Below are 26,271 nucleotides of genomic sequence, written 5' to 3'. Positions count from 1 at the left end.
TTCGCGCCCGAATCAAGGCAGGAGCCGTATGAGACAACACTCAAGTACGGATCTGTGCGGGGGGCGGCCGGAAACGGCCGTTCCTACCGTGACTGAAGTGGTTGGCAACGCCAACCGCAACCCGCCACAATGAAACCCTCCCCGGCCGGCATCGAGACAACCATTGCCACCGCCTTGCAACTCAGCACACTCACCACCGCGCCACCAGCCGCAAACCGGCCGACCCTTGTATGTTACATTCTAGTGGCGTTTCGTTGGACACTACAGATGCAGTTGCTTTAGCCTCTGAGCGTAGCGAAGAGGCTAAAGCAACTGCGGCCGACGGCAGATCGTTGACCCTCGAGTGCTGCAACGCAGACACTGTGCGGGAGCTGGATCGTCGTCGGCCTTTGGTAAATAGCCCGAACAGCCGCCTGAGCCGAGACAAGCTCTCGAGCTCGCATTTGCAAGGAAGGGATACATCCAAGATGAGTTTTCAACACTTTATCGGAATCGATGTCTCAAAAGCCAAGCTTGATCTCGCGTTTGATGAACAAGCCTCGACAACAGTCGTTCCCAATGATCCAAAGGGAATTGATGAGCTAGTGGATTTGTTGCCAGAAGCGAAGTCTTGCGTGATCGTAATTGAGGCCACTGGCAACTACGAACGTCCACTCGCTGTGCGACTTGTTGAAGCCGGCCATGTTGTCTCTGTGGTCAATCCGAGACAAGTGAGAGACTTTGCCAAAGCGATTGGAAAATTGGCAAAGACTGACAAGATCGACGCACGCATCATCGCACTGTTTGGGAAATTGACGAGGCCTCGAGCCGTCGCCAAAACCAAGCAATTGCAGGGTGAATTGGATCAGCTTGTGACTCGAAGAAGACAGTTGATCGGCACCAGAACTGCCGAGAAGAACCGACAGGGACAAGCCGTGTCCGGAGCGGTTCGCAAGAGCATTCAGCGCGTTCTCGATGCAATCAACAAGGACATCAAAATGATTGATCGTGAGATCCAAAAGCTTGTGCAGTCTGATGATGACTGGAAGCATCGCGCCGAATTACTTGGGACGATGCCTGGTATCGGCGATGTGACATCAGCAACGATCATTGCAGAGTTACCAGAGCTTGGCGACCTGAACCGACAGGAAATCGCCTCGCTCGTTGGACTAGCACCGTTCAACCGGGACAGCGGGCAGATGCGAGGCAAGCGTTCGATTTTTGGAGGCCGTGGATCAGTGCGATCGGCGCTCTACATGGCCGCACTGAGTGCTCGCCGATACAACCCAGCGATCGCAGCCTTTTCCAAGAGACTGGCCGAACAAGGCAAGCCTCCAAAGGTCGTTATTACCGCATGCATGCGCAAAATCCTCATCACACTCAACACAATGGTCAAAACAAATACAGCATGGGAAAATCCACAAAACGCTTGACATCTAACACAGCCGCTCCCGCAAGCGGGAGGGTGTTGTTGAAAGAACCGTTGACTGAACTCTCCCGTAAGCGGGAGCGGGAGGGTGTTGATGATGGAAAATTCGTTGCCACGTTTTTTTGTGCGTGCTTGCACGGCACGCTACGGGGGCGTTGTTGTTAGGCGATTAGGTCGTGGACGACGTTGCCGTGGACGTCGGTTAAACGGAAGTCACGCCCGGCGTAACGATAGGTTAACCGTTCATGATCGAAGCCTAATAAATGCAAGATTGTTGCATGCAAGTCATGCACGTGAACGCGATTCTCGACCGCTTGAAAACCGAACTCGTCGGTCGCTCCGTGAACGTGACCTCCTTTGACGCCACCGCCGGCCAGCCACATGGTGAAGCCGTGGTGATTGTGATCTCGGCCGCTATTGGAGCCTGCATTGGCGCCGGGCTTGGGCAATTCAACGGTCGGTGTGCGTCCGAATTCGCCACCCCAAATCACCAGCGTGTCGTCCAGCAGCGATCGTTGCTTCAAATCCTTCAGCAAGGCCCCAATCGCCTGCGAGCACTCGCCGGCCAGTCGCTTGTGGTTCTTTTCAATCTGGTCGTGGCTGTCCCAGGGTTGCCCCGCTCCATGCCACAGCTGAATGTAGCGGACGCCTCGTTCGACTAAGCGGCGGGCGATCAAAATCTGGCGTGACTGAACTGAATCACCGTACAGGTTGCGGATGGATTCGGGTTCTTGATTGATGTCAAACGCATCGCTGGCTTCCATCTGCATTCGGTAGGCCAGTTCGAAGCTCTGCACGCGGGCTTCCAGCTCAGCATCTTGTTGTCGTTGTTCTTGATGCTGACGATTGAGCGTTTGCAGCAAATCCAGTTGCTGGCGCTGTTCTTTCTTGCCAAGTCCAGCAGCATTGCGGATGTGAGAGATCAGTTTTTCGATCTGCTGGTGTTGGGTGTTGATGGACGTGCCTTGATAAGCTCCGGGCAGGAACCCGGCCTGCCAGTTTTCTGCGCCTTTGATGGGATAACCTCCCGGGCACATCGAAATGAACCCTGGCAGGTTTTGGTTCTCGCTGCCAAGTCCGTACGTGATCCAGGATCCAACCGACGGGCGGACGAACTGAGCTTGTCCGCAGTTCATCAACATCAGCGAGGGTTCGTGATTGGGGACGTTGGCGTGCATGGATCGAACCACGCAAACATCGTCAATCATTTCACCGACATGTGAGAACAGCTCGCTGACTTCGATCCCGCTTTGTCCGTACTTTTTGAATTTAAACGGGGACTGATACGCCGCGCCCGTTTCGCGTTCGGTACGCAGGTTCACCGGGATCGACTTGCCGTGAAACTTCTCGAGTGCAGGCTTGGGGTCGAAGGTGTCGACGTGGGACGGGCCGCCGTTGAGAAAAATGTGAATGACGGCTTTGGCTTTGCCTGGAAAATGAGGCTGCTTGGCAGCCATTGGGTTCACGCCCGCTGCGTTTGCCAGTGGGGCCGATTCATTGCCAAACAGACTGGCCAGCGCGAGTGACCCAAACCCCATGCCACTGCGACGTAAAAAATTGCGACGCGTGGCGGGGGTGGTTCGCAGGGTGTGCAGTAGATCGTTCATGGGCGGTTGCCAAGTCGTCTGCACCGAATGTGTGGTCAGACGGGAGGGTGGTCTTATGAAACGGGGACGGAGGTCTGAGGGGGCTGGGACGCGAAAGTGAATGGCCGATGCCGATCAATCAACGAAGGCGAATTCGTTGCTCAGCAGCAACACTTGAGCCAGTTGTTGCCAGCGGCTGAGCCCCTTGGGGGACTCTGGGGCTGGAGCGACGTATGTTGATGCGGTCGCCAGTTCGGAATCCGAGGGATCGCGAGACAGCGTGTAGCGGTACATCGCTTTGACGCCTGCGGCCACGTCGTCGCCGGGTTCGCAGCGTTTCGCCAACGCTTTGGCTTGGTTGATGACGAAGGGCGAATTCATCAGATAGAGCGCTTGCTGTGGGACCGTGGTTTGTGCACGCTTGGCTTGGCTGGCGTCCGGGCTGGGAACATCAAAGCTAGCCAGCAAGCCTGGGAAGTCTTCGCGGTCAATGTAGGCGTACAAGCTGCGGCGCGTGGAGCTTTTGTGAATCATCGCCGAGCGTCCGCCGACTTTGGGATCCAGTTGGCCTGCAGCGAACAATAGTCGGTCGCGCAGTGGTTCGAACTGCAGTCGCTGCCGAGGCATGTGCCAAAGCAAACGGTTTTCGGGGTCCTTTAGCAAAGCCGCCTCATCGGTCGCACTGGTCTGTTGCCAAGCCATCGACAGCATGATTTGCCGTTGCAATTGTTTGATCGACCAGCCTTGCTGCATGAACGAAGAAGCCAGGTGATCGAGTAACGCGGGGTGAGTGGGAGGTTGTCCGCGGACGCCAAAGTCGCTGGCGGTTCGAACAAGGCCGTCACCAAAATGATGTTGCCAAACGCGATTGACGATCACTCGGGCCGTCAGTGGATTCTTTTCACTGGCGATCGCACGTGCCAGTTCCAGTCGACCGCTGCCGTCCTGAAAGACCTTGCCGCCATCGACCGTGTCCAGGACATGCAGGAAACGACGGGGGACGCGATCACCTCGATTGCCAGCCACGCCGCGGCGGAAAATCACCGGCTCGACAGGCTTGGGCTTGTCCACCATCACCATGCCTCTTGAGGGGGCTCCATCGTGGTTGGCGATCACGCTTTGGACTTGTCCCTTTAATTGGTTGAACTTGTTGACCTGTCCTTGATCAAAGTGGCCACGCATTTCAGCGGTGGTCAAGGTTGTCGGTGCTGCGGCAAGTAACAACAGTTGACGCAATCGCTCCAGACCGGCATCTTTCAGTGCGGTGGTGTTGGCGTCCGCTTTGATGGCTGCGTCCCAGTTGGTGACGGCCTGTTCAAGTTGCTGGCCCACGATCAGTGCCGCTGCGGGAAAGGATGGTGGCTTGGCGGTTTGCAGTGTGGTTAGCAATCGCGTCAGCTCAGGAGTGGCTTCGGCGTTGTTTCCGGCCGTGGCTTGCAAACGCTTGGAGAGAAGGTCCGTGGATTTTTCGGCGAATTGATCTTTGGGCAGTGCAGCGAGTTGTCGCAGCAACTCCCAGGTGGGCTGGGGCGATGCCTGAGGATTGACGAGGTATTGTTTCCAGCGGTTAAACGCCGCCGGTCGCAGGGCACCGCGTTTTCCCTGCAGGGGTTGAAAGCCAGCCTGTTTGTAAGCGGGCAATTCGCTGGCGATGTTGAACAGGTAGTCGCTGACTCGGTGCCGTAACTCGTTTTCAGTTTCGACCCGTTTGGCCTCCAGCCACTTGTCGGCCTCGGCTTGTTTTGCGTCTCTGGCTATGATGAAGGCATCGTATTGCGGCGAGGGCTGGGGGTCGCCCAGGAGCGGCAATTCACCGGGGACTTGGGAACTGGCCATCACGCCGTACAGCGAATAATAGTCAGCGGTGGGAATCGCATCGTACTTGTGGTCATGGCAGCGGGCGCAGGCGACGCTTAGGCCTAAGAAGCCGCGTGTGACGACATCGATCTGATCGTCAATGATGTCATGGCGGTTGTTCATGAATCGACGCCCGACGGTCAGGATGCCCATCGCGGCCAGTGCTTTGCGATCGTCACCTTGCAGATTCAGCTTGTCGGCGGCGAGTTGTTCGATAATGAATTGGTTGTAGGGTTTGTCGTCATTGAAGGCGTCGATGACATAGTCACGGAATGTGAACGCGAAGGGATAGCGTTCGTCTTGGCTGCCGGGCAGGTAGCCCATGGTGTCCCCGTATCTGGCCAAGTCCAGCCAGTGGCGGGCCCATCGTTCACCGTAACGTGGATCATCCAGCAGTTGATCGATGCGCTCGGCGAAGGCTTCGGGGCGATCGTCGGCAATGAACTCCTGGACTTCCTGGTAGGTGGGTGGCAGACCAATGAGGGCAAAGGAAGCTCGTTTTAACAGCGTTTCCTTGTCTGCTTTGGGGGCCGGTTGTAGGCTCGCCTGCAGAAGCTTGGGGATGATGAAGCGGTCGATGGGGGTGGCGGCATCAAAGCGTCCTTGGGGCAAATCAGGAATCGCGGGGGCGGTGATTGGCTGGTAGGCCCAATGAGATTGCTGTGCACGCTTGATTTCGTCAGCCGATGCCGGGTTGGCCGCGGGCGTTTCGACGCTGGAATCATCCGCTGGCCAATAGGCACCTTGACGGACCCATTGCTCCAGCGTCTGAATCGCTTCATCGGGCAACTTGCTGTCTGGCGGCATCTGCAATTGGTTGTCTCGATACCGGACCGCGCGGATCAAGCGACTGGCGTCAACGTTCTTGCCTTGCACAAGCGGGCCAGAGGCGCCGCCGTGTAGGAAATGTGCTCGGCCGTCTATCCGCAGTTCGCCAGATTGGTCATCGGGGCCGTGGCATTCAACACAATGGGTGACCAGCAGCGGGCGGACTTTGGTTTCGAAAAAGGCTTCGAGCGCCGCTTGCTGGTCCCCAGAAGGTGGCTCAGCCTGTGCGGTGGTCGGTGGCGCTGGACCCAGCAAACAGAACGCTGCAAAGAGCGTTGGCAGAGCAGTCGGCAGGAAACGCATCGAAGCATTCAAGGGATTCACCGAAGGTCAGATGACGGCAGGTTTCGTTGAAGCGATAAACTGGCAAACGGTTCAGTGGAATCGCGTGCTTGGTCACCACTGCATGGCAACCAAAATTCCAACACCGAGAATCAGCAAACAAGAATCAGCAAACGTGTTGCAACGTCCAGGCGGGAAAGGAAAGGCGGGATGACCGGTTGGCGACCAAATCATTGTAGCTGATACAGGAGAAGGATCCAAATCCCAGGTGCTGCGACAACGGAGTGCTTTTTGCCGCCGGACTCGTTGATCGGCCTGCGGGATTGGCCTGCGGGATTGTTTTCTGCGGTGTGACTTCCGGATGCGTGGAAAGCGACTTGGCGGCGTGTTTATCCCTGGGCGTTTAAAATCCAAATGTGTTTTGAGCGGCTTGGGTAGGATTCGCGGGTTGGGCGGAGCGAAAAGTTTGAATCCGCATGGCGCCGATGGCTCGATTCACATCGCCTGTTGCGGTTTGGTTACAATGCTGAGTTGCTTTGGCCAGTTGGAGGCCAAGGACAGGAGGGGCCAGGAACCCTGTTGTCGCTCTCTGCACGGCTCGTTCATCATCGGAAGCCTCCTGATTCCTTCCTCGGTTGCTTGGCAATGGTTGCGACGAATCGGAATTTAGGCTTCCGAGCATGGGCATGTTTGCTCGTTTGCGTTTGGCTTGGCTCGACGGCCTCGTTTGGAAGCGAGGATTTATTTGAAATCCATGTGCGGCCGACGCTAATCAAACACTGCATTGCCTGTCATGGCGCTGGGAAACGCGAAGGCGACCTGCGTTTGGATCACTGGCAGGGATTAAGTGAAGGCGGTGATTCTGGCCCCGTGGTGGTTCCCGGCAAGCCTGGTGAAAGCCTGCTGGTTGAAGCGATCAAGCACGAATCGCTGGAGATGCCACCCGAGTATCAACTGGATGAACAGACGATCGCGGGCATCGCAGCCTGGATCAAGGCGGGCGCGAAGTGGCCAGAGCAGGCCGTGCTCAAGGCGGCCGAGCCGATCACTGCTGCGGATCGCCAGTGGTGGTGTTTTCAGCCGATGGTGGATTTCCCTGTCCCTGAAATAAGCGATGATCAATGGTGCCAAAATGAGATTGACCGTTTTGTCTTGAAGCGTCTTCAGGAGAACGGCATTCAGCCCAGTCCGCCTGCCGGCAGTGCCACGTTGCGGCGACGATTGAGCTACGACCTGATCGGAATGCCCACGGTGGCCACCGGTGATGATGAAGCATCTGTTGATGCGCTGATCGACCGCTTGCTTGAATCCAAAGCATACGGCGAAAACCAAGCGAGAATCTGGTTGGACTTGGTGCGTTACGCTGATTCGGACGGTTATCGAGCTGATTTCGCTCGACCCCAGGCGAGGCTTTATCGCTACTATGTGATTGCGTCGTTCAATCAAGATAAGCCCTATGATCGCTTTGTGATGGAACAGCTTGCTGGCGACGAAATTGATCCCGGCAATCGCGAGGCCTTGATCGGGACGATGTACCTTCGCCATTGGATTTATGAACACAACCAACGTGACGTCGAGACTCAGTGGCAGGAAATCCTGTCCGACATCACCGAGACGACCGCCGACGTTTTCTTGGCACAAGGTCTAAAGTGTGCCAAGTGTCACGATCACAAATTTGATCCCATCTTGCAGCGTGATTATTTCCGGATGAAGGCCTTCTTTGCCGCCTTCCAGCCTCGCGAGGATCAGCCGATCGCTGATCTGGAAACCCGCCGCAAGTACTTGGCAGACGATGAAAAGTGGGCCTCGAAAACGGAGTCGCTGCGCCGGCAGTTGCACGCGATCGAACATCCTGTGTTGCTCAAACACGCAACCAAAGAAGGCTTTGATAAGTTCATCGATGAAATCAAGGTGATGGTCAAAAAGCTGCCCGAGGATCGGACGCCCTATGAACAGCAGATTGCTTCATTAGCCGAGCGGCAGTTCGCACTGCATCCCGAAAAGCTATCAGAGTGGTTGGACGAAGAAACGGAAGCCAAACGTCAAGCGTTGCGAAAGCAGTTGGCGGAGTTTGCCGCCATCAAACCAAAGCCTTTGCCGACGTTGGCCTTTGCGGTCAGCGATGTGGCGAGTGAGGCTCCGCCGATCTCGATCATCGATGGTCCTGATCAGCCGGTGGAACCCGGTTTTCTGACGATCTTTGACAGCGCTCCGGCAGTCGTTGCCAAAGTTGACCCGGTGTTGCGGTCGACGGGACGACGCACCACCTTGGCCAACTGGATCGCCAGCGCCGACAACCCGCTGACAGCTCGGGTGATCGTCAATCGAGTATGGCAACAGCATTTCGGCCAGGGGCTGGTGCAAACCGTCAATGATTTTGGGCATTTAGGGACGCAGCCCAGTCATCCCGAACTGCTTGACTGGTTGGCGCTGCGTTTCATCGAGGACGGTTGGAGCTTAAAGAAGTTGCATCGCCGGATTGTCAGTTCGGCCACCTATCAGCAGACCTCCCGACGGCCCGCTGATCCGCCCATCATTGCAGTGGATCCAGAGAATCATTTATTGTGGCGAATGAATTCCAAGCGTCTAACGGGTGAGCAAGTCGTGGACACTCTGTTGCAGGCCAGTGGTGAAGTCAAGGCCAAGAAACGAGCGATCTATTTGCCAGTCCGGCGGAACAAACTGGATCCCATGTTGGCTGCGTTTGATTTCCCCGATCGCATTCGCAGCGTCGGTCGACGCCATCAAACGACCACGTCCACTCAGGCGTTATTGATGAAGAACGGTGACTGGGTGCGCCAGCGCGCTGGAGCAATGTTCAACAAGCATCGGGCCTTGGCGGATTCGGACTTGGTTCAAGCCTGCTATGAAAAGCTCTTCGGTCGGCCAGCGACCAGCGAGGAAGTCTTTCTGGCCGGGCGATTTGTCAAACAGTACCAAGAGTTGCTGTCGGCCGAATCGGACGACGCAACGGAAGCATCCAAGCCAGGCACGCCCACCGGTCAGATCGATGATGGCACCACCGGGCAAAACGCTGGCACTGCACAGGACGCGGCACAGAAAGCCACACAAGGCACTGGACTGGCAACCAAGCCGGCGACTGCAGTGTCGGAGCCGAAAAAGGACACGCCGGAGAGTGCATCGAAAACGCCTGTGGCTGACAACGCCAAGCCCGATCCGAAGGCGTCCGATCGCGATCGTGCTCGGACAGAATTGATTCACGCGTTCATGAACTCAAACGAGTTGATCTATGTTGATTAAAAGCGCTCTTGGTCAGCGGATAAACCAACAACACTCTGCAGCGGCCGATGTCAATCGACGACAGATGTTAACGCAATGCGGCGCTGGATTCGGCGCGCTGGCGTTGGCGGGAATGTTGCCGACGGCTGCATTCGGTGATGATGCGGTGGCCGTCGCATCGTCTGGGACGGAAAGCTCAGGGGGATTAAACTCTCTGTCCCCCAAAGCACTGCATCATGCGGCGAAGGCCAAGAGCGTGATCTTTTTGTTCATGGAAGGTGGTCCCAGCCAGATGGACACCTTTGATCCCAAGCCGGAGCTAGAGAATCTGGCTGGCAAGCCGGTGCCGGATGGTTTTGAGAAAGTCATCTTACCGATGGGCGAGTTTCATTCGCCGATTTTGGCTTCCAAACGCAAGTGGAAACAGCATGGCGAGGGTGGTTTGTGGGTTTCCGATTGGTTGCCGAACATTGCCACTCATGCCGACAAGCTTGCGGTGATTCGATCCTGTTGGACCAATGGAATCAATCACAGCGGTGGTGTTTGTCAGATGAACACCGGCAGCCAGTTTGCCGGGCGGCCTTCTCTGGGAAGCTGGGTGAGTTACGGGCTGGGCACTGAGAATGAGAACTTGCCGGCTTTTGTGGTCATGCAAGACAATGCGAATGCCGTCGTCAATGGGCCTCGCAACTGGAGCACTGGTTTCATGCCGGCGGTCTATCAAGGCACGGAGATGCAAACCAAGGGAGACCCGTTCGCTAACTTGAAAGCGGCCGGCGGTATTGATCAGCGCATGCAGCGCACCAAGCTAGATTTCTTGGCAGAGATCAATCGCATGCATGCCAGTTCGCGGCAAAGCAATACCGAACTGGAAGCGCGGATTCGAAGTTTTGAACTGGCATTTCAGATGCAGACACACGCTCCGGAGGCGGTCGATCTTGCCAGCGAAACACAGGAAACCAGAGACCTGTATGGACTCGATGACAAGCAGTGCGCAGCCTACGGGCGGCAGTGCCTGTTGGCGAGGCGTCTGGTCGAACGGGGCGTGCGTTTTATCCAGTGTTATCATGGATCGGGAAGTAAATGGGACGCACACAGTAAAATCGAATCCAACCACAGCAAGATGTGTGGTCAGATGGACAAGCCGGTCGCAGGTTTGCTGGCCGACCTTGAGCGTCGTGGTTTGTTGGATGAAACCCTGGTGATTTGGGGCGGTGAATTTGGCCGCACGCCGATGAGCGAAAAAGGCGATGGCCGGGATCACAATCCGACGGGGTTCACCATGTGGATGGCTGGTGGTGGCGTCAACGGAGGGCAGACGTACGGTTCGACGGATGAAATCGGATTGCATGCCGTCGAAGATCGCCTGCACGTGCACGACCTGCATTCCACGGTTCTGCACTTACTGGGTGTCGATCATCGCAAGTTGACGTATCTCCACAATGGTCGACCGGAGCGCATCGACGAAAACGAAGGCAACGTCTACAAGAAGCTCCTGTCAGGGAATCAGGGTCGTCTGGGACTCGACGGCTAAGCTTCTGAGTGAAGACGCAGTGCGCCGGTCTTCAGCATGCTGCTGGCGATGTGCAAGCCTTTCTCGTAGGCTTCCTCTGGCAGGCTGCATTTCGTCAGGAACGATTTGACAGCTTGGTCGACGGTGCGCACGCCATCAAACTGCTCTAATAAGGTGCGTACGAACTGATCAACGTTCATCGCGACGACCAGCCCGCTGGTGGTTGCCAGTTCGATCGACGTGGTTTTCCAGCGGCCGAGATGCCACTCGGAGACCTCGGATTGTTGGAGTCCGTCGGCGACCACCAGTTTTCGTGACTGGATTTTTATCAGCCAGTCTTCGTCGTTCAAAAGCTCTCGGACATCGAAGCCTTCGAGCACGTCTTTTCCGACCGGTTGGTTGAGAGCCTGGGACAGTTTGGTGGTTTCAAACCAGCAGTTGCCAGTGGTGCGGCGCATGAAGATGAGGCCACCGTGGATTGCTTCGACGGAGGCTGCTTGGAAATAGGATTCCCATCGGGCGACTTCGGCAAGGCGTTGTGCTTCATCGACAATGCTTTGCCGTAAAGCGATGTCCGCGTAGGTGGACGGCAGGTAGCGATTGGCCGTCAGCACCCAGACGCAGCAACCCGAATTGGCTGTCCAGGTCTTGAGTCGTTCTTCCCAGTCTTGACCGGAAAATTCAACCCATTCGCCGATGGTTTGGAACACGCCCCCATCATTGAGATGTTGGTGGGCACTGCGAATCAGCACTTCGAAGAGTTCGTCGAGTGGTTTGGGATTGAAACGATAGGTGGTGATCTGATCCGGATTGATGATGAACGGTGGATTGCTGACGATCAGATCAAAGGTTCGATCGGCAACCGGTTCCAGCATGTTCCCGGTCAAGGCTTCGATCGGTGGTTGGCCATTCAATGCAGCGTTAAATGCAGCGAACTCTGCCGCTCTTGGATTGAGGTCCGTTGCCGTGACTTGTTGGCACTGGGATTGCATGGCGACCGCGTGCAATCCAAATCCGCTACACAGATCCAGCCCCGATTTGAAGTTGCCTGTGACCGTGGTGTTGTGCAGGTTGAAAGCGGCTTCACATAAGGTGGGCACATAGTTCAGGCTATCTTGCAGATCCATCCGCTGGAGATCCGATGCCATGAACAGGTCATCGACGGGCATGATCAAGATCTTGGGCACCAATTCATCACCGGTTTGGGCCAGCATGCCCGCGTCGATGCAGGCTTGCGCGAGCGATTCACCCAGTGCCGTGATGGCGACTTCATGGATCACCGGCATGCCAAAGTAGAACAGGCGAATCAGGATGGCGAGACGCGAGATGTCATATTGTTGTAGCTGATCGGTGGGGCGGATCTGCAGCTGCTCTTCGGTCACCACATCGGTCGGTGGTGGCACGGTAAAGTAAGTCAGTTCTTGCAAGTTCTGCTGCGAGTAGCCGATGGCAATGAACAGTTCACGGAGCTCCTGCGCCTGTTCGGCGTCCAGAGGTCGAGGTGCTTGAGTGACAACAGTGGCTTGGTGTGTCATGGTCGAATGGAATCGAAAAGGAATGGCAAGCGTGGAGGTGACGTGATGACCTGGGCCGTTCAGATCAAGCCGGTTTTTCAGCGACAATGATGTAGCCTTCAACAGCATCATCGCCTTCGGTGCGCAATTGTTCCTTGTCGAAGGATACAACGTTTAGATTGGCCTGCTGAAGCCAGGCTTCGACCGGGGCTTTGGAGTGCAAGAAACGGCCACTGGGACTCAGTTGATAGTGGTCGCTTGTTTGATCATCCGTTTGTCGCTCCAGTGAAAAGATCATGCGTCCACCGGGCCGCAGCACTTGAGCAGCGGCCGTGAAAGTGCTGGCCAGGTCGCCGATGTAGTTCAGCGTGTCAGCGGAGACCAGAAGGTCTTGCGGTTCGGACAGGTCTTGCAGATAGGCTGTCAGTTCAGCTTCGATCAGTTCATCGTACAGTTGGCGCTCTTTGGCCATGATCAGCATGTTTGGTGAGAGATCAACGCCGATCAAGTGTTCTGCAAGAGGCCGCAGAAGTGGGCCACAGAGGCCCGTGCCGCATCCTAAATCAACCACGGCAAGTTTGGTCGTCGTGCTGTCTTCGGCGGCGGTCTTGGTGGACGCGGTCAATTCTGCGGCCCATTGCTGGGCTTTCTGGCAGATCAGTTCAGGCACGGCGTACTGAAGGTTTTGCAGGGTTTGATCAAAGTTAGCGGCGAAGGAGTCGAAGGCCACTTTGACGTACTTCTCGCTCGCGCGATCAGTTGTTTCGCCTCCGCAGACGCGAGCAAAGTATTCTGCGACCGGATGATCGGGGTATGCGGCGAGCCAGCGTTTATAAATCTGCAGCGCGTCCTCGATGCGATTTTGGGCTCGGAACGCTTTCCCCAAACTGTCGAACGCGACGGTGTTGTTGGGATCGAGCTGGAGGGCTTGATTGAGATGCTTTTCTGCGTCTTCAAACAGAGTCAAGCCAGATTCGTAGCGTCCCAACGTGGTCAGGTAGCTGATTTCTTCAGGTGCCTGCTCGACGGCTTGGCGATAGGCGTTCAGTGCATCAACGTTGCGATTGATCTCTGAGTAGACATGCCCGAGGTGAAACGAATGTTGTGCATTCTCTGGCTGCAATTCACGAGCTCGCTCATACGCATTGGCCGAGTCTTCGTAACGTTCTTGTTCCGCATAGATGTTGCCCAGATTGCTAAGCGTGTGCGGCTGATTGGGGTCGATCTCGAGGGATTGCTTGACCAAGTGTTCGGCCGCCAAGTAGTCTCCCATTTGACAATGGATCACTCCGCTCAGTTGCAGAGCAGTGGAGTGCCGCGGATCGTGCTGCAGAACCAGCTGATAGCCTTCCGATGCTTTGACTAAGTAGCCTTGCTGATGTTGTTCGACAGCGTCTTCTAGCCAAGCCTTGATCTGTTCGGCAGACGCAGGGCTGGTGTCTGCAGGGTTGCCTTCTGCAGCATTGGTCTGTGCAGTGGCGGGGTCTGATTCCGGCTGATCGGGTGTTGCGTCCTGCATGGTGTATTGGATGATGGCTTGTTGGATGATGGCTTGTTGGATGTCAGTGGAACAAAGGGAGAGTGCGTCTGAACAGCGGATGCACGGTGCCGTTGCATGATCGGATCAGGCGGTTGACGTGCGTTGAATGCCGGCAGGTGGAATCACGACGTTTGTAACTGCTGGTTGCATCGTTGACGATTGAAGGAAACGGGTTGCGTAACGGCAACTGCGCTTGCTATTGAATTCGCATGGTATCATGGTATTTCGGTCGTGCTAGATTACTTTCGCTAGCCATTTCACACTTCGCGGGCCACGTTGCTCGCCTTTTCTAGAATTCAAGATGACCCCCATTCGGTGCGCAATCTGCGATCAAGAGCTTTCGATTCACGAACGTGTCAAAGGAGACCTTTGTAGTCGCTTTGAGTGCAAACAGATTGCCACGCGAGTGTATGCCCAGGCCAAAACGTCCTTGAAAAACCAGCAGCTGGAGGTGGCCGAGGTGATTGCCGAGCAAGTCAGTGCTGCGGAATCATTCGACCAGCAGTCCAGGAACTTGGTCCCCGTCGTGATCCCGTCGAATGATAACAAGTTGCAACATCGTACCAAGGCAGAGCGACGCAAGTTTCTGGATCGACTCGGTTCATTGATCAGTCAAGCCGCCGCCGTGATGGCGGGGCATTCCAGTGTTGTGTCTGATGACGTGGAGCTGGAACCATTCGATAGCGAAAGCCCCGAGCGGCAATTCGCTGAGGTGCAAGTGACTGAGCAGACTGCCAAGGCAATGCTGTCTGCATGTGCATTTTGTCGCGGGAAATGTTGCTTGCAAGGCAAGTTGCATGCCTTCCTGACCGTGAAGACCCTGTTGCGATTCATGCGCAACAATCCACAATTAAGGCCGCGAGAGGTTTGGCAGCGGTATGTAGAACGGATCCCCAGTCAGTCCAGCGAGGGGGGCTGTATCTATCAGTCTTCGCAAGGCTGTACATTGACGCGTGAAATGAGATCCTCGGTTTGCAATGGTTACGAGTGCAAGGGGCTGGTCGAAGTGCGTGAGACGGCTGCGGAGGATTCGGAAACGACAATGGTGCTTGTTTCTGTGTGTGAAGCGGAATCAATGCCAGCGCTGAGCACGGCCAAACGGCCACCGGGCCCAGTGGCGCTGCCCGTCATCCAGATCCCCTGGACCGTTCAGCGGGTTGCGGTGGTGGCCGATGGAACGGCAAAGCAGATTGAGTTGCCAGAGTCGGAGCCGGTTTCATCGGACTAGTCTCTGGTGGTGTATGGCAACGCTGCAGTCTCATTGGCGGCGGTCGGGCGTTTGAGGCCAACACGAAACACGGCCAACACGAAATACAGTGAACCAAACGTGAAGAGGAATTGAATGTCAGTATTGTTTCAGAGCCTGCTCCAGCGCGGCGGGAAAGAACAGATGCAGTTGCTCAGCTACTTTGTTCGGTCGATGAATATGGATCAATTGTTTTTGTTCTTGGCAGGCGATTACAAAATGATGCCTGCTGCCACCAAGGGGATCGCCCTGTACGAAGTCTTTCTGCATCCCCAGACGGTGGCCAGGATCAGTTCCGGTCGTTTGTTGCCCCAGAAGGACATGCGGTTGGCCAATGAGATTGCAAAGCTTACTGCGGCGTATTTGGAGCATCAGAATTGGCAGCCGTCGCGTGCAGAGAGGGCTGATGACGCATCGGGCGGCCAGGCCGAGCCGGGGAGCATCGAGCCGGGGAGCATCGAGCCGGGGAGCATCGAGCCGTTGAGCATCGAGCCGTTGAGCATCGAGCCGTTGAGCATCGAGCCGTTGAGCATCGAGCCAGTGCAGGGGGATTCCGTTCAGGACCAGCCGGTGGGCATTGACTCGGTGGGCATTGACTCGGTGTCCAATGATCTGGAGCGTGTGGACGATCAGCGCCCGCTGGTTCCACTGCCGGCCAACTATCTTTTTGACGCGGTTGTAACGGACTTGCGGTTAGTGACGGCAGCGAAGCTGGCGGAGAAGCAGGAGCAATACGATCCGGGCAAGACGCCGACGGAAAACTTGCCCGGCGGAGCGATGAATGAGGCTCAGCGTCGGTTTGTTGACCAGATTTGGGTGCCGAAGATTCGCCCGTATCTGGTTTCTGCGGGATTTCGCAGTATCGCTAGCGTGGCTTGAATGTCACAAATTAGGCCTGTTGGGAAGGGTCTCTCTATGCCTGGATGAATCCGGCATGGTATAGATAGAAAGCCGTCTGGCTAACTGGTGCGCTGCGGACGCAAAGCAGTTGGTGGCAGTTGCCAGGGTTGTGGCCGCGATTGGTTGCTTGGACTGTTGTTGTCGTTGGTTGCCGCGTCTGGCTACCGTCCTGCATTTTGGCCTTCTCGTGTTCATCGTCTGCCAGCCTCCAGGCCTGCCCAGCTAGGTAGCCTGCCCAGCTAGGTAGCCTGCCCAGCTAGGTAGCTTGCCCGGCTAACTGGCCTTTCGGCCTTTCGGCCTCTTGGTGTCTCTCTCGATCTCCTCGCATTTGCCTCCTGTGTCATGAATCTTACGCAACAGAATCGAACGCTGACCATCAAAACCGACTTGGGTAATGACAAAGTTGTTATTCAGCGTTTTCACGCAGAGGAAACTTTAGGGCGTCCCTTTCAGTTTCACGCACGGGTGCTGGTTCAGGATGGTGGTGTGAAGATCGAGGACCTTCTGGCCACAGCGACAACGGTCACTCTGATCAGCGATGGCAGTCCCGTCTACTACCATGGTGTGATCAATCGCATCAATTGGGTGGACACACAGGGTTCGATGCGAGTGTTTGATCTGTCCATTGTGCCCGAGTTATGGATGTTGACTCGTCGGGCAGATTGCCGCATTTTTCAGTTCAAATCGGTTGTGGACATTGTGAAGTCGGTTGTGACGGCAAACGGTTTCACGATGGGCTTCAAAACCAATTTATTGGGTACACCTAAGGAACGTGAATACTGCGTTCAGTACCGTGAAACGGACTTTGATTTTGTCCATCGCCTGCTTCAGGAAGAGGGCATCTATTACTATTTTGTGCACAGCGCTAGCAATCATGAAATGGTTTTGGTTGACGCCAATGATCGCCTTGACAACGTTCCCAACTATACCACGATGAATTATGTGCCGCCCGATAAGGCTCGCTCTCGTCAGGAGGCCCAAGTCAATCATTGGGAACAGGTCATGGAGGTGCAGTCGGGGGTGGTCACGCTGAATGATTTTGATTTTGAAAAACCGAGAACGGATCTGACAGCCAAGTCTGTGATCAATCGATCGCACCCGCATTCGAGCTTAGAGGTGTATGACTATCCCGGTGAGTATGTGGTACAAGCGAAGGGCGATGAGTCAGCAAATGTCGATATTCAGGGACGGGCAGCGGATTACACCAGGAACATTGGCGAGTGTAATATTGCTCAAGCTCGGTCCGGTTACCGATTTTCGCTTGCTGGTCATCCCTTTTGCTCCAGTAGTGAGGAGCACTTGATTGTTTCCTCATCCTTGCAAGTGAACAATCAAGATTACTTTACCGGACAGCAATCGAACGACGAGCAAGACACGATCCCTAAGATTCGGTTCAATGTGATCTCGGTCGATGAGCCCTTTCGAAACCCGCGACTTGTGGCCAAGCCGCAGGTCGTCGGATTGCAAACAGCAATCGTTGTCGGCAAGAAGGGAGAAGAAATCTGGACCGATACATACGGCCGAGTGAAGGTGCAGTTTCACTGGGACCGCGAAGGCGAGTACGATGAAAACAGTTCTTGCTGGGTGCGAGTGAGCAATGCTTGGGCAGGCGCCAACTGGGGTGCGATTCATATTCCACGCATCGGTCAGGAGGTCGTTGTGGAATTCCTGGAAGGTGATCCAGATAAGCCGTTGGTCACCGGGCGAGTCTACAACGCCATGGAAATGCCGCCTTATCAGTTGCCAGAGAATCAAACGCAGAGCGGCATCAAAACTCGCTCCAGTCCCGACGCGACTCCCGAGAATTTCAACGAATTGCGATTCGAAGACAAGAAGGATGCAGAGCAGGTCTACTTCCACGCGGAGCGCGACTTTGCTCGTGTGGTCGAGAACAATGACTCTGTTGAAGTGGGGCTCGTCAAGGGGGCCGACACTGGCGAGGGGAATCAGCAAATCAACATTTACAACGACCAAACGACTGAGGTCGGGGTCGAGAGCGGGGCAGGAAAACGCACCACGACCGTTTTTAGTGACGATGCCTTAACCGTCCAGGATGGCCATCAGACCCTGGATATTCTAAAAGGAAATCGAACTGAAGAGATCGCCGAGGGCAACGATGCATTGACCATCAAGCAAGGCGATCAGACCATTAAAATCACCGCGGGAAAACAGACGGTCACCGCCGGCGCCAAGATCACCTTGAAGTGCGGAGGCAGTAGTATCGTTATGACTCCCACTGCGATCACCCTGAAGGCGACGACCATCAATCTTGAGGGGCAAGCTAAGTTGGCTGGTAAAGCAGCAACGGTCGAGATGAACGGCAGCGCAGCGACGATCATTAAAGGCGGAATGGTCAAGATTAACTGATTGCCGGTCGTCTCTGGCTTGTCTTTTTGTCGGTGGTCAACGCTACCGCAACCTTTTGTCACCTTTTCAATCGAAACGTTTCCACGGATGAACCTGTCGTCATGAAAATCATTGTTCATGTCAACGCTGGAGCCGGCCAGGGCCGTCGTATTCCCATGCAGACCGGAGAGCGTGCACGCTTCGGACGCAGCGATGCGGCTGATGTTTGCTTTCCAGACGATCCGCAGATGTCGGACGTCCATTTTGAACTGCTGTGCCGGAAAACGGACTGCGTGTTGCAAAGCCTGTCCACCAGCGCCACGCTGGTCAATGGCCAGCCAGTCAGTCAAGTCAGCGTGCTCAATGAGGATGTCATCCTGGCAGGAACGACCGGGTTGCACGTCGTCTTTCCCGATGCTGTTGAAGTGCCGGTTGAGCCAGCTGAGCAGGAGCAGTCCACGCCCAAACCAACGGCCATCGAATTGTGCCAGTTGGTGGACTTAGAGGACGTTTCGCTGCAAGTGTTCCGTCCGGATCATTCACCAGAAGACTTTATTCAAGAGCTGATTCAGCATCAGCAATACGACGATGCGATCCGTTTGCTGGCAGAGTACCTGGACAACGACCAGGCTATTTTCTGGGCGTTCCTTGTTTGCCAGGAATTGTCCGACGGCGATTGGTCCGAGACACTACGTGAAGCCATGGAGAGGGTTTCAGAGTGGCTTCGAGAACCCGACGAAGAGAAACGGTACCAGAACCTGCAGTTTGCTCACGACCAAGAGTTCAATAATTTGGCCAGTTACTTGGCCGCTGCCGTCGGTCACAGCGGAGGATCGATTGCGCCCCAAGGGATGCCAGCTGCGCCGGCGCCCGCAGGTGTCTGTGGCACCTTTGTTGCCTGTGCCGTCTCGGTTGCCGCCGCGACGACCGAAGCCGTCTTAGAGATTCCTGCCCGCCAGGAGCGGGCGTTAGCCATGGGGAAGACCGTTTTGCAGAACGGGATCGACTTGGATCAGTTGTCGAACTGACGGCTGCTGCTTTTGCTGCTGCTAGGGAAGTCGCTAGGCACATCGGTTAGCGTGACCTGCCCCGTCGCTGCCCACTCCGTGCCACGGATGAACGTGGTGATGAATCCAACGCAGGCGACCGCTTCAGCGGCATGTCCCATCGGAGTGTGGTACACGCGTCCTTTGCCGTAATCAATCGTCATCAGCATCGGTTCGTGACGATCGGTGCCACGGAACTTGGGGTCTGCGTAAGCGGTTGCCAGCACATTCATGTTGGATGCCGGTCCGCGAAGTTCTTGGTACAGTTCGTCTTTGGTGTGCATCCAGCCCATTGGCAGACCTTTGACAATGGGGTGCTCAGGCTCGCGAACCACGATCTGAAACTCGTGTTGAGGTCCGTGAGCACCGCCACGTCCCTTGCTCTCATCACGCACAAGCTTGCCATCGTTGTTGTAAAACACATACGGGCCAGCGGCTTCATTGCGACCGCCCCAGCCACCCAAGCCAATCATCTGGTTGTATTCGTTCCAGTCGCCAAAGGAGTTGTCGGCGGCATGGATCACGACAAAGCCGCCACCACCGCTAACAAATTCGTGTAGCGCTTTCTGGGTCGCCTCTGGCCACGCCGCCGCGCCGTGCCCAAAGTTGCTAACCACCACGTCGTATTGGCTGAAGTCAGGTTTGAAGCCCGGGTCGGATTTGGAAGATTTCAGGTCTTCACGCGCCACGCCATCACCCGCAGGATACTTCTTCAGCAAGTCCCGGCCGTTCCAAGTGAATTTGGTCCGAGCGATGTCGACATCAAATTTGCCCGTGTCGGTCAAGTACTTCTTCATCATGGCCGTCGTCTGTGGCCATGCGGAGTGGTTGTTTTGTCCATCAATGATCAATGCCTTGAGCTTTTCAGCTGCTGATGCCGTGCTGGCAGAGACGGTGGTGACAACGGCGAGCGCGCAGACAAACGCGGTGAGGAAGGTTTTGCGGTTCATAGACTTTCACCAAAGGAATGAAGGGGTGGGACGAGCGTATCTTAATCCAAATCACCGACGCTGGCGTTGGCAGCGCAGGCTTTCACCCGAAAGAACGGGATGTCGCAAAAGGGACGCGTGCGGAGGCACCGGTCGGCTGCGCTCCGGTCGGCCGTGTTTCTCTGGGCCGTGTTTCTATAGTCAGCGCAAGCGGGTGGCAGCAGGTCAGTTGTCTGCTGTCGGTTGCTCTGTCATCGTGGGCCCATCTGGGCAGAGAAGTTGCCGGTTGCTGGCAAGTCGGGAGTGTATGGCTGGTGATTCTTGGTAGATCGAATCACCGGCGAAGACCAAGCTAGGCGCGTTTGCTGTCTTCCATCGCTTGGATGTATTGTTGCAGACGCTCCAGTTCGTCGTTGACCCCTTTTAGCTTGAGCATGATTTCGACACGCTTGACTAAGGCCATTTTCTGAACTGGTTTGCTAAGGAAGTCATCGGTGCCAGCTTCAACGGCGCGTTCGACGTCACCCAGCTCATTGAGCGCTGTGACCATCAAGACCATGACTGATGAGGTTGCCGGGTCGCCCTTGATTTGCTCGCAGACTTCAAAGCCGCTTAGCTTGGGCATCATCACATCAAGCAGCACCAGGTCGGGCTTGAACGAAGCGATCTTGTCCAGCGTGTCCTGGCCATCGACGGAGGTTTCGATTTCGCAGTCAAACCCAGATAGGAACGCTTCCAGCAATTCGCGGTTGGCGATGTTGTCATCGGCGATCAGGATGCGATGTCCGGAGACTTCTTGGGGGGCGTTTGACATGGTATTGATACGAGAGGAAGAACGATGCGCTGAGAGAGGCAACTGACGACTAAGAAAGATAACGAATCTGCCCGCAAAGTGACAGACGTTATGCTGCACACGTTGTTCAGCGGACGCCGTGCAGTGTGTGCCAGCAGTCCAGTTGTTCAGGCCAGATCGCCTCGGCGGTTCCAACTCTTGAGCTCTCGGGCTCCTGAAATAGCTGGCGGTTTGATGCTGCGGGCCTGCCAGCTTGCCGGCGCCAGATCAGGAGTCCGGCGTGAGGGTTGCTGGCAGTGCAGGGTGCTTTTGCGCGGCCCTGCACCGCTGCGTGACGAGACAGCAAGGCTGCTAACTAGACCGCCTCAGCGACCGCGTGACGATCAGCCGGGACGGGGAAGCCGTTGGTCATCTCTTTGATTTCCGCTCGAATCTGCTGGTGCAGAGACGCGTCATCAGCGTTTGACAGTGCTTTGTGGATCCAGTTGCCCACCCGTTGCATTTCGTCGGTGCCCATGCCGCGAGTTGTCAACGCGGGGGTGCCGATCCGAATCCCCGAAGGATCCATCGGTTTGCGTTCGTCAAAGGGGATCATGTTCATGTTGACGGTGATACCACATTCATCCAGGACAGCCTCGGCGCGCTTGCCGCCCAGTCCCAGTGAAGTGACGTCAACCAGCATCAAGTGGTTGTCGGTGCCACCGCTGACCAGTTGCAGGCCGGTGCCCATCAGTGTTTCTGCCAGCGCTTTGGCGTTGTCAACGACCGACTGAGAGTACTGAAGGTAGTCGTCTTGCAAGCCTTCGCCAAAGCAGACGGCTTTGCCAGCGATGACGTGCATCAGGGGGCCACCTTGAGTCCCGGGGAAGACATTGCGATTGATCAGTTTGCCGTGTTCCTCTTTGCTTAGAATCAGGCCGCCACGAGGACCACGCAATGTTTTGTGGGTCGTGGTGGTCACGTAATCAGCAACCGGGACAGGGCTGTTGTGAATCTTGGCAGCGACCAGGCCCGCGTAGTGAGCCATGTCGACCATCAGTTTCGCGCCGACTTCGTTGGCGATCTCAGCAAACTTGTCGTGAGGAATTTCGCGTGGGTAGGCGCTTGCTCCGGCAACGATCAATTTTGGTTTGTGCTCGCGAGCCAGCGAGGCGATCTGATCGAAGTCCAGGCGATGTGTTTCGCGATCGACGCCGTAGGAAACGAAGTTGTACAGGATCCCGCTGATGTTCAGACGCATCCCGTGTGTCAGGTGTCCACCCTGGGCCAGGTCCAGTCCCATCACGGTGTCGCCGTGATCCAAGCAGGACAAGTACACGGCCGTGTTGGCTTGCGAACCACTGTGAGGTTGCACATTGGCGAACTCGGCACCGAAGAGTTGCTTGGCGCGATCGATTGCCAATTGCTCGACAACGTCAACGTGCTCGCAGCCGCCGTAGTAACGGCGACCGGGATAGCCCTCGGCATACTTGTTTGTCAGAACGCTTCCTGCAGCCTGCATGACGGCGTAGCTGGTGTAATTTTCGCTGGCGATCAGTTCCAGACCGTCGCGCTGACGTTCTGCTTCAAGTTCGATGGCGTTCCAAATATCGGGATCTTGTTGCCTGAGCGGATTCATCGGGAGCCTTTCAGTATTAGGGCGGCGGTAACAGGAACCAGGGGAATTGGTCGTGCCATTGAGGGGCTGCAACTGGCTGCTCCAGTTGGGGGGCTCGCAATCGAAGGCACGCGTTTGAATGGACGTTATTGAGGGCACTCAAGTCATGGAGTGACACCGCGTTTCTCATCACCAACTCGTCAACGTGGATTGTTGGCTCAACCCGCTGCGCCGTCAATCCTGCTGAGACATTCTCTGCGTGTGGATTTTGGCGAGACGATCGAACGCGCCAGCAGCGGTCTGCGGGGTTCATCACCAAGGTTGCAACCCACACCATGGACAGCAAAACCCGAGGAAGTTTAACAGGCGGGGGTTGAATTACATAACTGAGGGGAAATCATGGGATTGGGTAAACAATTCGGGAAAACATTCAATACAATTGATTGTTGGTGCGGCCAGCGATGAGGGCCCTCTTGGGAGGGTTCTGTACGTGGAGGCGCCAGAAACCATTTCCGGGCCATTTCCGGTTTTATTTTTGACTTAAGTTTTGCAAGATTCTTCATCCGTACACGTCTGAGTCTCTAGGAATGAAAAAAGTTCTTCTCACTTTCGGCCTTGTTGTTGCCACGATGGCAGGGGCAAGAACCGGCGTCGCCGAGTTGCCTTCATTTGACGCCGTTTCCAAGGATTACAAGGCGGTTCCTGTCAGTGATCAGCAAGCCACCAAGGGGTTCTTTGGATTGTGGCAACGCACTAAAGACAGCCAGTTGTTGGCTGAGTTGCCCAAAGATTTCGCCAATAAGCAGTACTTTATCGCGTTGACCGTCGCCAGCGGTGACACCTATGCGGGGCTGCAATCGGGCGATCTGGTGGTCAAGTTCCGCCCCTACAATGAGCGTTTGGCTCTGATTGCACCGAACTTGTCGATTCGTGCTAACGGTGATCCCGAAGCCAAGGCTTCTGTGAGTCGATTGTTTACCGATCAAGTGCTGTTGGACATTCCCATCGTGGCGAAAGGCCCCGGCGGTGGACCGGTCATCGATATGGATAGTCTGCTGGTCAACAACGCTTCAACGTTCTTTGGATCGGCGATCCGGATTTCCAACACTCGCCTGACCAAGATCAAAAAGGTCAAGAATTTCAAAGGCAATGTTGAAATCGCGATGGAGGTTGTCGGCACCGGGCGCAAGCTGCAGACGCTGCACTACTCGTTCAGCGAAGTTCCTCCACCGACCAACGGTTTTAAGCCACGTGTTGCTGATCAGCGTGTTGGTTACTTCACCACCGCGTTCTCGGATCTGGCAAAGTACACCGATGAAGGAACCACCGTTCGCTATATCAATCGCTGGAACTTGCAGAAACGCGATCCAAAACTGAAGTTAAGCCCACCCAAGACCCCGATCCGGTTCTATGTGGAACACACCGCGCCGGTGCGTTACCGTCGTTGGATCAAAGCGGGCGTGGACTACTGGAATAAAGCGTACGAGAAGGTCGGCATCGTTGATGCGATCGTGATCGAATACCAAGACGCTCAGAGCGGCATCCATATGGAAAAGGATCCCGAGGATGTTCGTTACAACTTCATTCGTTGGCTGAACAATGACATCGGTACCGCGATTGGTCCTAGTCGCGTGCACCCCATGACCGGTGAAATCCTTGATGCAGACATCATTCTGACTGACGGCTGGATCCGTCACTTCAATTTTCAATACGATGACTTGATGCCCAAGTTGGCAATGGAAGGCTTCTCGCCCGAAACGCTCAATTGGTTGGCGACGCGTCCGAATTGGGATCCGCGTTTGCGTTTGGCATCGCCTTCGCGACGCCCCGAAATTCAGCGTGAAATTGCTCGTCTTTCCGCACAGCCCTACGCCGGTTACGGTTTGGCCAACGCCGATCCGACTCTGATCGGTGATGACGAATTCGATGGCCTGATCGGTCACCTGAGTCAGAAGAATGGCATGTGCATGGCTCCTAATGCACGCAGCCTGGACCTGGCGCTCGCTCGCATGGACTTTGCCTTGGTTCCGATGGCGAACAAAGCTCTGTTGTTGGATGACGACGACGAGGAAGAGGAAGAGGACAAGAAGGACGGCGACGACGAAGAAAAAGACGCCGATGAGAAGGGCGACGACAAGGAAGCTGATGAAGAGAAAGACAGCGACGATGAGGAAGCTGACGACGACAAGGAAGAAGAGAAAGACGACAAGGAAAAGACTGCTGAAGACAAGACTGCGGCAGAACTGTTTGACATGCTCGACGGCATGCCCGACTGGTTCGTCGGTCCGTTGCTTGCCGATTTGGTCGCTCACGAAGTCGGCCACACACTGGGATTGCGTCACAACTTCAAAGCGTCAGGTCGTTACACGCTGGACGAAATCAACAGCAAGGAATTGAAAGGCGAAAAGACCTTCACCGCCTCGGTGATGGACTACACCCCGATCAACTTCCGCTTCGAAAGTGGCGATGTCCAAGGTGATTACGGCATGATCGACATCGGTCCCTACGATTACTGGGCGATCGAATACGGCTACACCATGGACGACAAGAAGTTGCCCGAGATTCTCAAACGCTGTGTTGAGCCAGACTTGCAGTTCGCCACCGACGAAGACACCTCCGGGCCCGATCCGCTGGCTCGTCGCTACGACTTCAGCAAGGATCCATTGGATTACTGCCAAGAGCAGGTTCGTTTGATCAAACTGTATCGCGGTCGAATCTTGGACAAGTTTGTCAAAGACGGTGATTCGTGGGCGAAGGCTCGTCGTGGTTACGAATTGACGCTGTCGATGCAAACGCGTTCGACCAGCATGATGGCCAACTGGATTGGCGGTGCGTTCGTAAATCGTGACAAGAAAGGCGATCCCGAAAATCGCGCTCCGGTCACCGTCGTGCCAGCCGAACAGCAACGCAACGCGTTGGCATTCGTGATCGAGCAGACGTTTAATGACGAAGCCTTCGGTTTGACGCCTGAATTGCTCGAACGCATGACCAGCGAAAAGTGGATGGACCGCTTGTCGGTTCACGGTTCCTCTGGAGATGCGACTTGGCCCGTGCATGAGCGTGTGCTTGGCATCCAGGCCAGTGCTATGACCATGATCTTGAATCCAACCACTTTGGGACGCGTTTACGACAACGAACTGCGGACGTCTGCCGATAGCGATGTGTTGACGCTGCCCGAAGTTCTGAAAACCGTGACCAAGGCTGCTTGGGGGGAAATCAGCAAGGATTGCCCCGAGAACTGCAGTGTTCGCAAGCCCATGATTTCCTCGCTTCGCCGTAACTTGCAGCACGAGCACATCGATCGCTTGGTGGATCTGGTGCTGGCAAAGAGCAGTGGCAGTGCAGCGACCAAGCCCGTCAAGGATTTGGCACGCATGCAGTTGGTGGATTTGAAGTCGCAGATCGACAACCGGTTGACGAAGAGCGAAGGCAAGATGGATCCCTACAGTCGAGCTCACCTGCGTGAATCGTCTGTTCGCATCGAGCAAGCGCTCAAGGCGCAGTACACCTACGGTGGATCCGGTGGTGGTGGAGCGCCAATGATTCTGCGTTTAGGAAAAGAAACCGAGTAGCCGTCGACGGCCATTCGCGTTGGACCGATCCTGCATTCGCCGGGTCTGGGATTCGATTGAATCCCAGGCCCGGT

The 26,271-nt window shown here is 55.6% G+C and carries 15 protein-coding genes; 8 read left to right on the top strand and 7 right to left on the bottom strand.

Annotated elements, in window-relative coordinates:
* The first annotated feature begins 467 nt into the window (after nucleotides 1-467).
* On the top strand, nucleotides 468-1,412 hold the full coding sequence (locus SV7mr_RS15940; RefSeq protein WP_145274234.1) for an IS110 family RNA-guided transposase: 945 nt from the start codon (nucleotides 468-470) through the stop codon (nucleotides 1,410-1,412).
* 157 nt (nucleotides 1,413-1,569) lie between these two features.
* Here the strand turns inward: SV7mr_RS15940 and SV7mr_RS15935 are convergent, their stop codons facing one another.
* Nucleotides 1,570-3,015: a DUF1501 domain-containing protein gene (locus tag SV7mr_RS15935; RefSeq protein ID WP_145274232.1), complete on the bottom strand. Its 1,446-nt coding sequence runs from the start codon at nucleotides 3,013-3,015 to the stop codon at nucleotides 1,570-1,572.
* A gap of 114 nt (nucleotides 3,016-3,129) precedes the next feature.
* Nucleotides 3,130-5,982 (bottom strand): DUF1553 domain-containing protein, encoded by a 2,853-nt coding sequence (locus tag SV7mr_RS15930; RefSeq protein ID WP_145274229.1) that lies wholly within the window; start codon nucleotides 5,980-5,982, stop codon nucleotides 3,130-3,132.
* Between the two features lie 735 nt (nucleotides 5,983-6,717).
* On the opposite strand from SV7mr_RS15930, the gene SV7mr_RS15925 reads away from it, so the two are divergent.
* Both SV7mr_RS15925 and SV7mr_RS15920 read left to right on the top strand, forming a co-directional pair.
* Nucleotides 6,718-9,222, top strand: a complete 2,505-nt coding sequence (locus SV7mr_RS15925; protein ID WP_419187463.1) for a PSD1 and planctomycete cytochrome C domain-containing protein — start codon at nucleotides 6,718-6,720, stop codon at nucleotides 9,220-9,222.
* A 64-nt stretch (nucleotides 9,223-9,286) separates the two neighbouring features.
* Nucleotides 9,287-10,735 carry a DUF1501 domain-containing protein gene (locus SV7mr_RS15920; RefSeq protein WP_145278505.1) on the top strand — a complete coding sequence of 483 codons (1,449 nt, stop codon included), beginning with the start codon at nucleotides 9,287-9,289 and terminating at the stop codon, nucleotides 10,733-10,735.
* Here SV7mr_RS15920 and SV7mr_RS15915 read toward each other — a convergent pair.
* Both SV7mr_RS15915 and SV7mr_RS15910 read right to left on the bottom strand, forming a co-directional pair.
* Nucleotides 10,732-12,249, bottom strand: coding sequence for a methyltransferase (locus SV7mr_RS15915; protein ID WP_419187462.1), 1,518 nt, complete (start codon nucleotides 12,247-12,249; stop codon nucleotides 10,732-10,734). The genes SV7mr_RS15920 and SV7mr_RS15915 overlap by 4 nt on opposite strands.
* A gap of 64 nt (nucleotides 12,250-12,313) precedes the next feature.
* Nucleotides 12,314-13,747, bottom strand: coding sequence for a tetratricopeptide repeat protein (locus SV7mr_RS15910; RefSeq protein ID WP_145274220.1), 1,434 nt, complete (start codon nucleotides 13,745-13,747; stop codon nucleotides 12,314-12,316).
* Nucleotides 13,748-14,069: 322 nt separating this feature from the next.
* On the opposite strand from SV7mr_RS15910, the gene SV7mr_RS15905 reads away from it, so the two are divergent.
* The 4 genes from SV7mr_RS15905 to SV7mr_RS15890 all read left to right on the top strand — a co-directional run bounded on the left by SV7mr_RS15905 (nucleotide 14,070) and on the right by SV7mr_RS15890 (nucleotide 19,288).
* Nucleotides 14,070-14,996: a hypothetical protein gene (locus SV7mr_RS15905; RefSeq protein WP_145274217.1), complete on the top strand. Its 927-nt coding sequence runs from the start codon at nucleotides 14,070-14,072 to the stop codon at nucleotides 14,994-14,996.
* Between the two features lie 114 nt (nucleotides 14,997-15,110).
* The gene (locus tag SV7mr_RS15900; protein ID WP_145274214.1) at nucleotides 15,111-15,893 is read left to right on the top strand and encodes a hypothetical protein; all 783 of its coding nucleotides are present in this window, start codon (nucleotides 15,111-15,113) and stop codon (nucleotides 15,891-15,893) included.
* A gap of 363 nt (nucleotides 15,894-16,256) precedes the next feature.
* On the top strand, nucleotides 16,257-18,281 hold the full coding sequence (locus SV7mr_RS15895; protein ID WP_145274211.1) for a type VI secretion system Vgr family protein: 2,025 nt from the start codon (nucleotides 16,257-16,259) through the stop codon (nucleotides 18,279-18,281).
* Between the two features lie 101 nt (nucleotides 18,282-18,382).
* Complete coding sequence (locus tag SV7mr_RS15890) at nucleotides 18,383-19,288, top strand: FHA domain-containing protein (RefSeq protein WP_145274208.1); 906 nt, start codon at nucleotides 18,383-18,385, stop codon at nucleotides 19,286-19,288.
* Here the strand turns inward: SV7mr_RS15890 and SV7mr_RS15885 are convergent.
* From SV7mr_RS15885 to SV7mr_RS15875, 3 genes are all read right to left on the bottom strand, one after another.
* Nucleotides 19,273-20,256, bottom strand: a complete 984-nt coding sequence (locus tag SV7mr_RS15885; RefSeq protein WP_145274205.1) for a ThuA domain-containing protein — start codon at nucleotides 20,254-20,256, stop codon at nucleotides 19,273-19,275. The two genes, SV7mr_RS15890 and SV7mr_RS15885, sit on opposite strands and share 16 nt — an antisense overlap.
* 331 nt (nucleotides 20,257-20,587) lie before the next feature.
* Nucleotides 20,588-21,049: a response regulator gene (locus tag SV7mr_RS15880; protein ID WP_145274202.1), complete on the bottom strand. Its 462-nt coding sequence runs from the start codon at nucleotides 21,047-21,049 to the stop codon at nucleotides 20,588-20,590.
* Nucleotides 21,050-21,383: 334 nt separating this feature from the next.
* Nucleotides 21,384-22,646: a serine hydroxymethyltransferase gene (locus tag SV7mr_RS15875; protein WP_145274199.1), complete on the bottom strand. Its 1,263-nt coding sequence runs from the start codon at nucleotides 22,644-22,646 to the stop codon at nucleotides 21,384-21,386.
* Between the two features lie 566 nt (nucleotides 22,647-23,212).
* On the opposite strand from SV7mr_RS15875, the gene SV7mr_RS15870 reads away from it, so the two are divergent.
* Entirely contained in the window at nucleotides 23,213-26,197 is a 2,985-nt protein-coding gene (locus tag SV7mr_RS15870; protein WP_145274196.1) for a zinc-dependent metalloprotease, read from the top strand.
* The last annotated feature ends 74 nt before the right edge of the window (nucleotides 26,198-26,271 follow it).

It is taken from the genome of Stieleria bergensis, assembly GCA_007745635.1.
Lineage (GTDB): Bacteria > Planctomycetota > Planctomycetia > Pirellulales > Pirellulaceae > Stieleria > Stieleria bergensis.
This window is presented reverse-complemented; position numbering and strand designations above follow the sequence as displayed.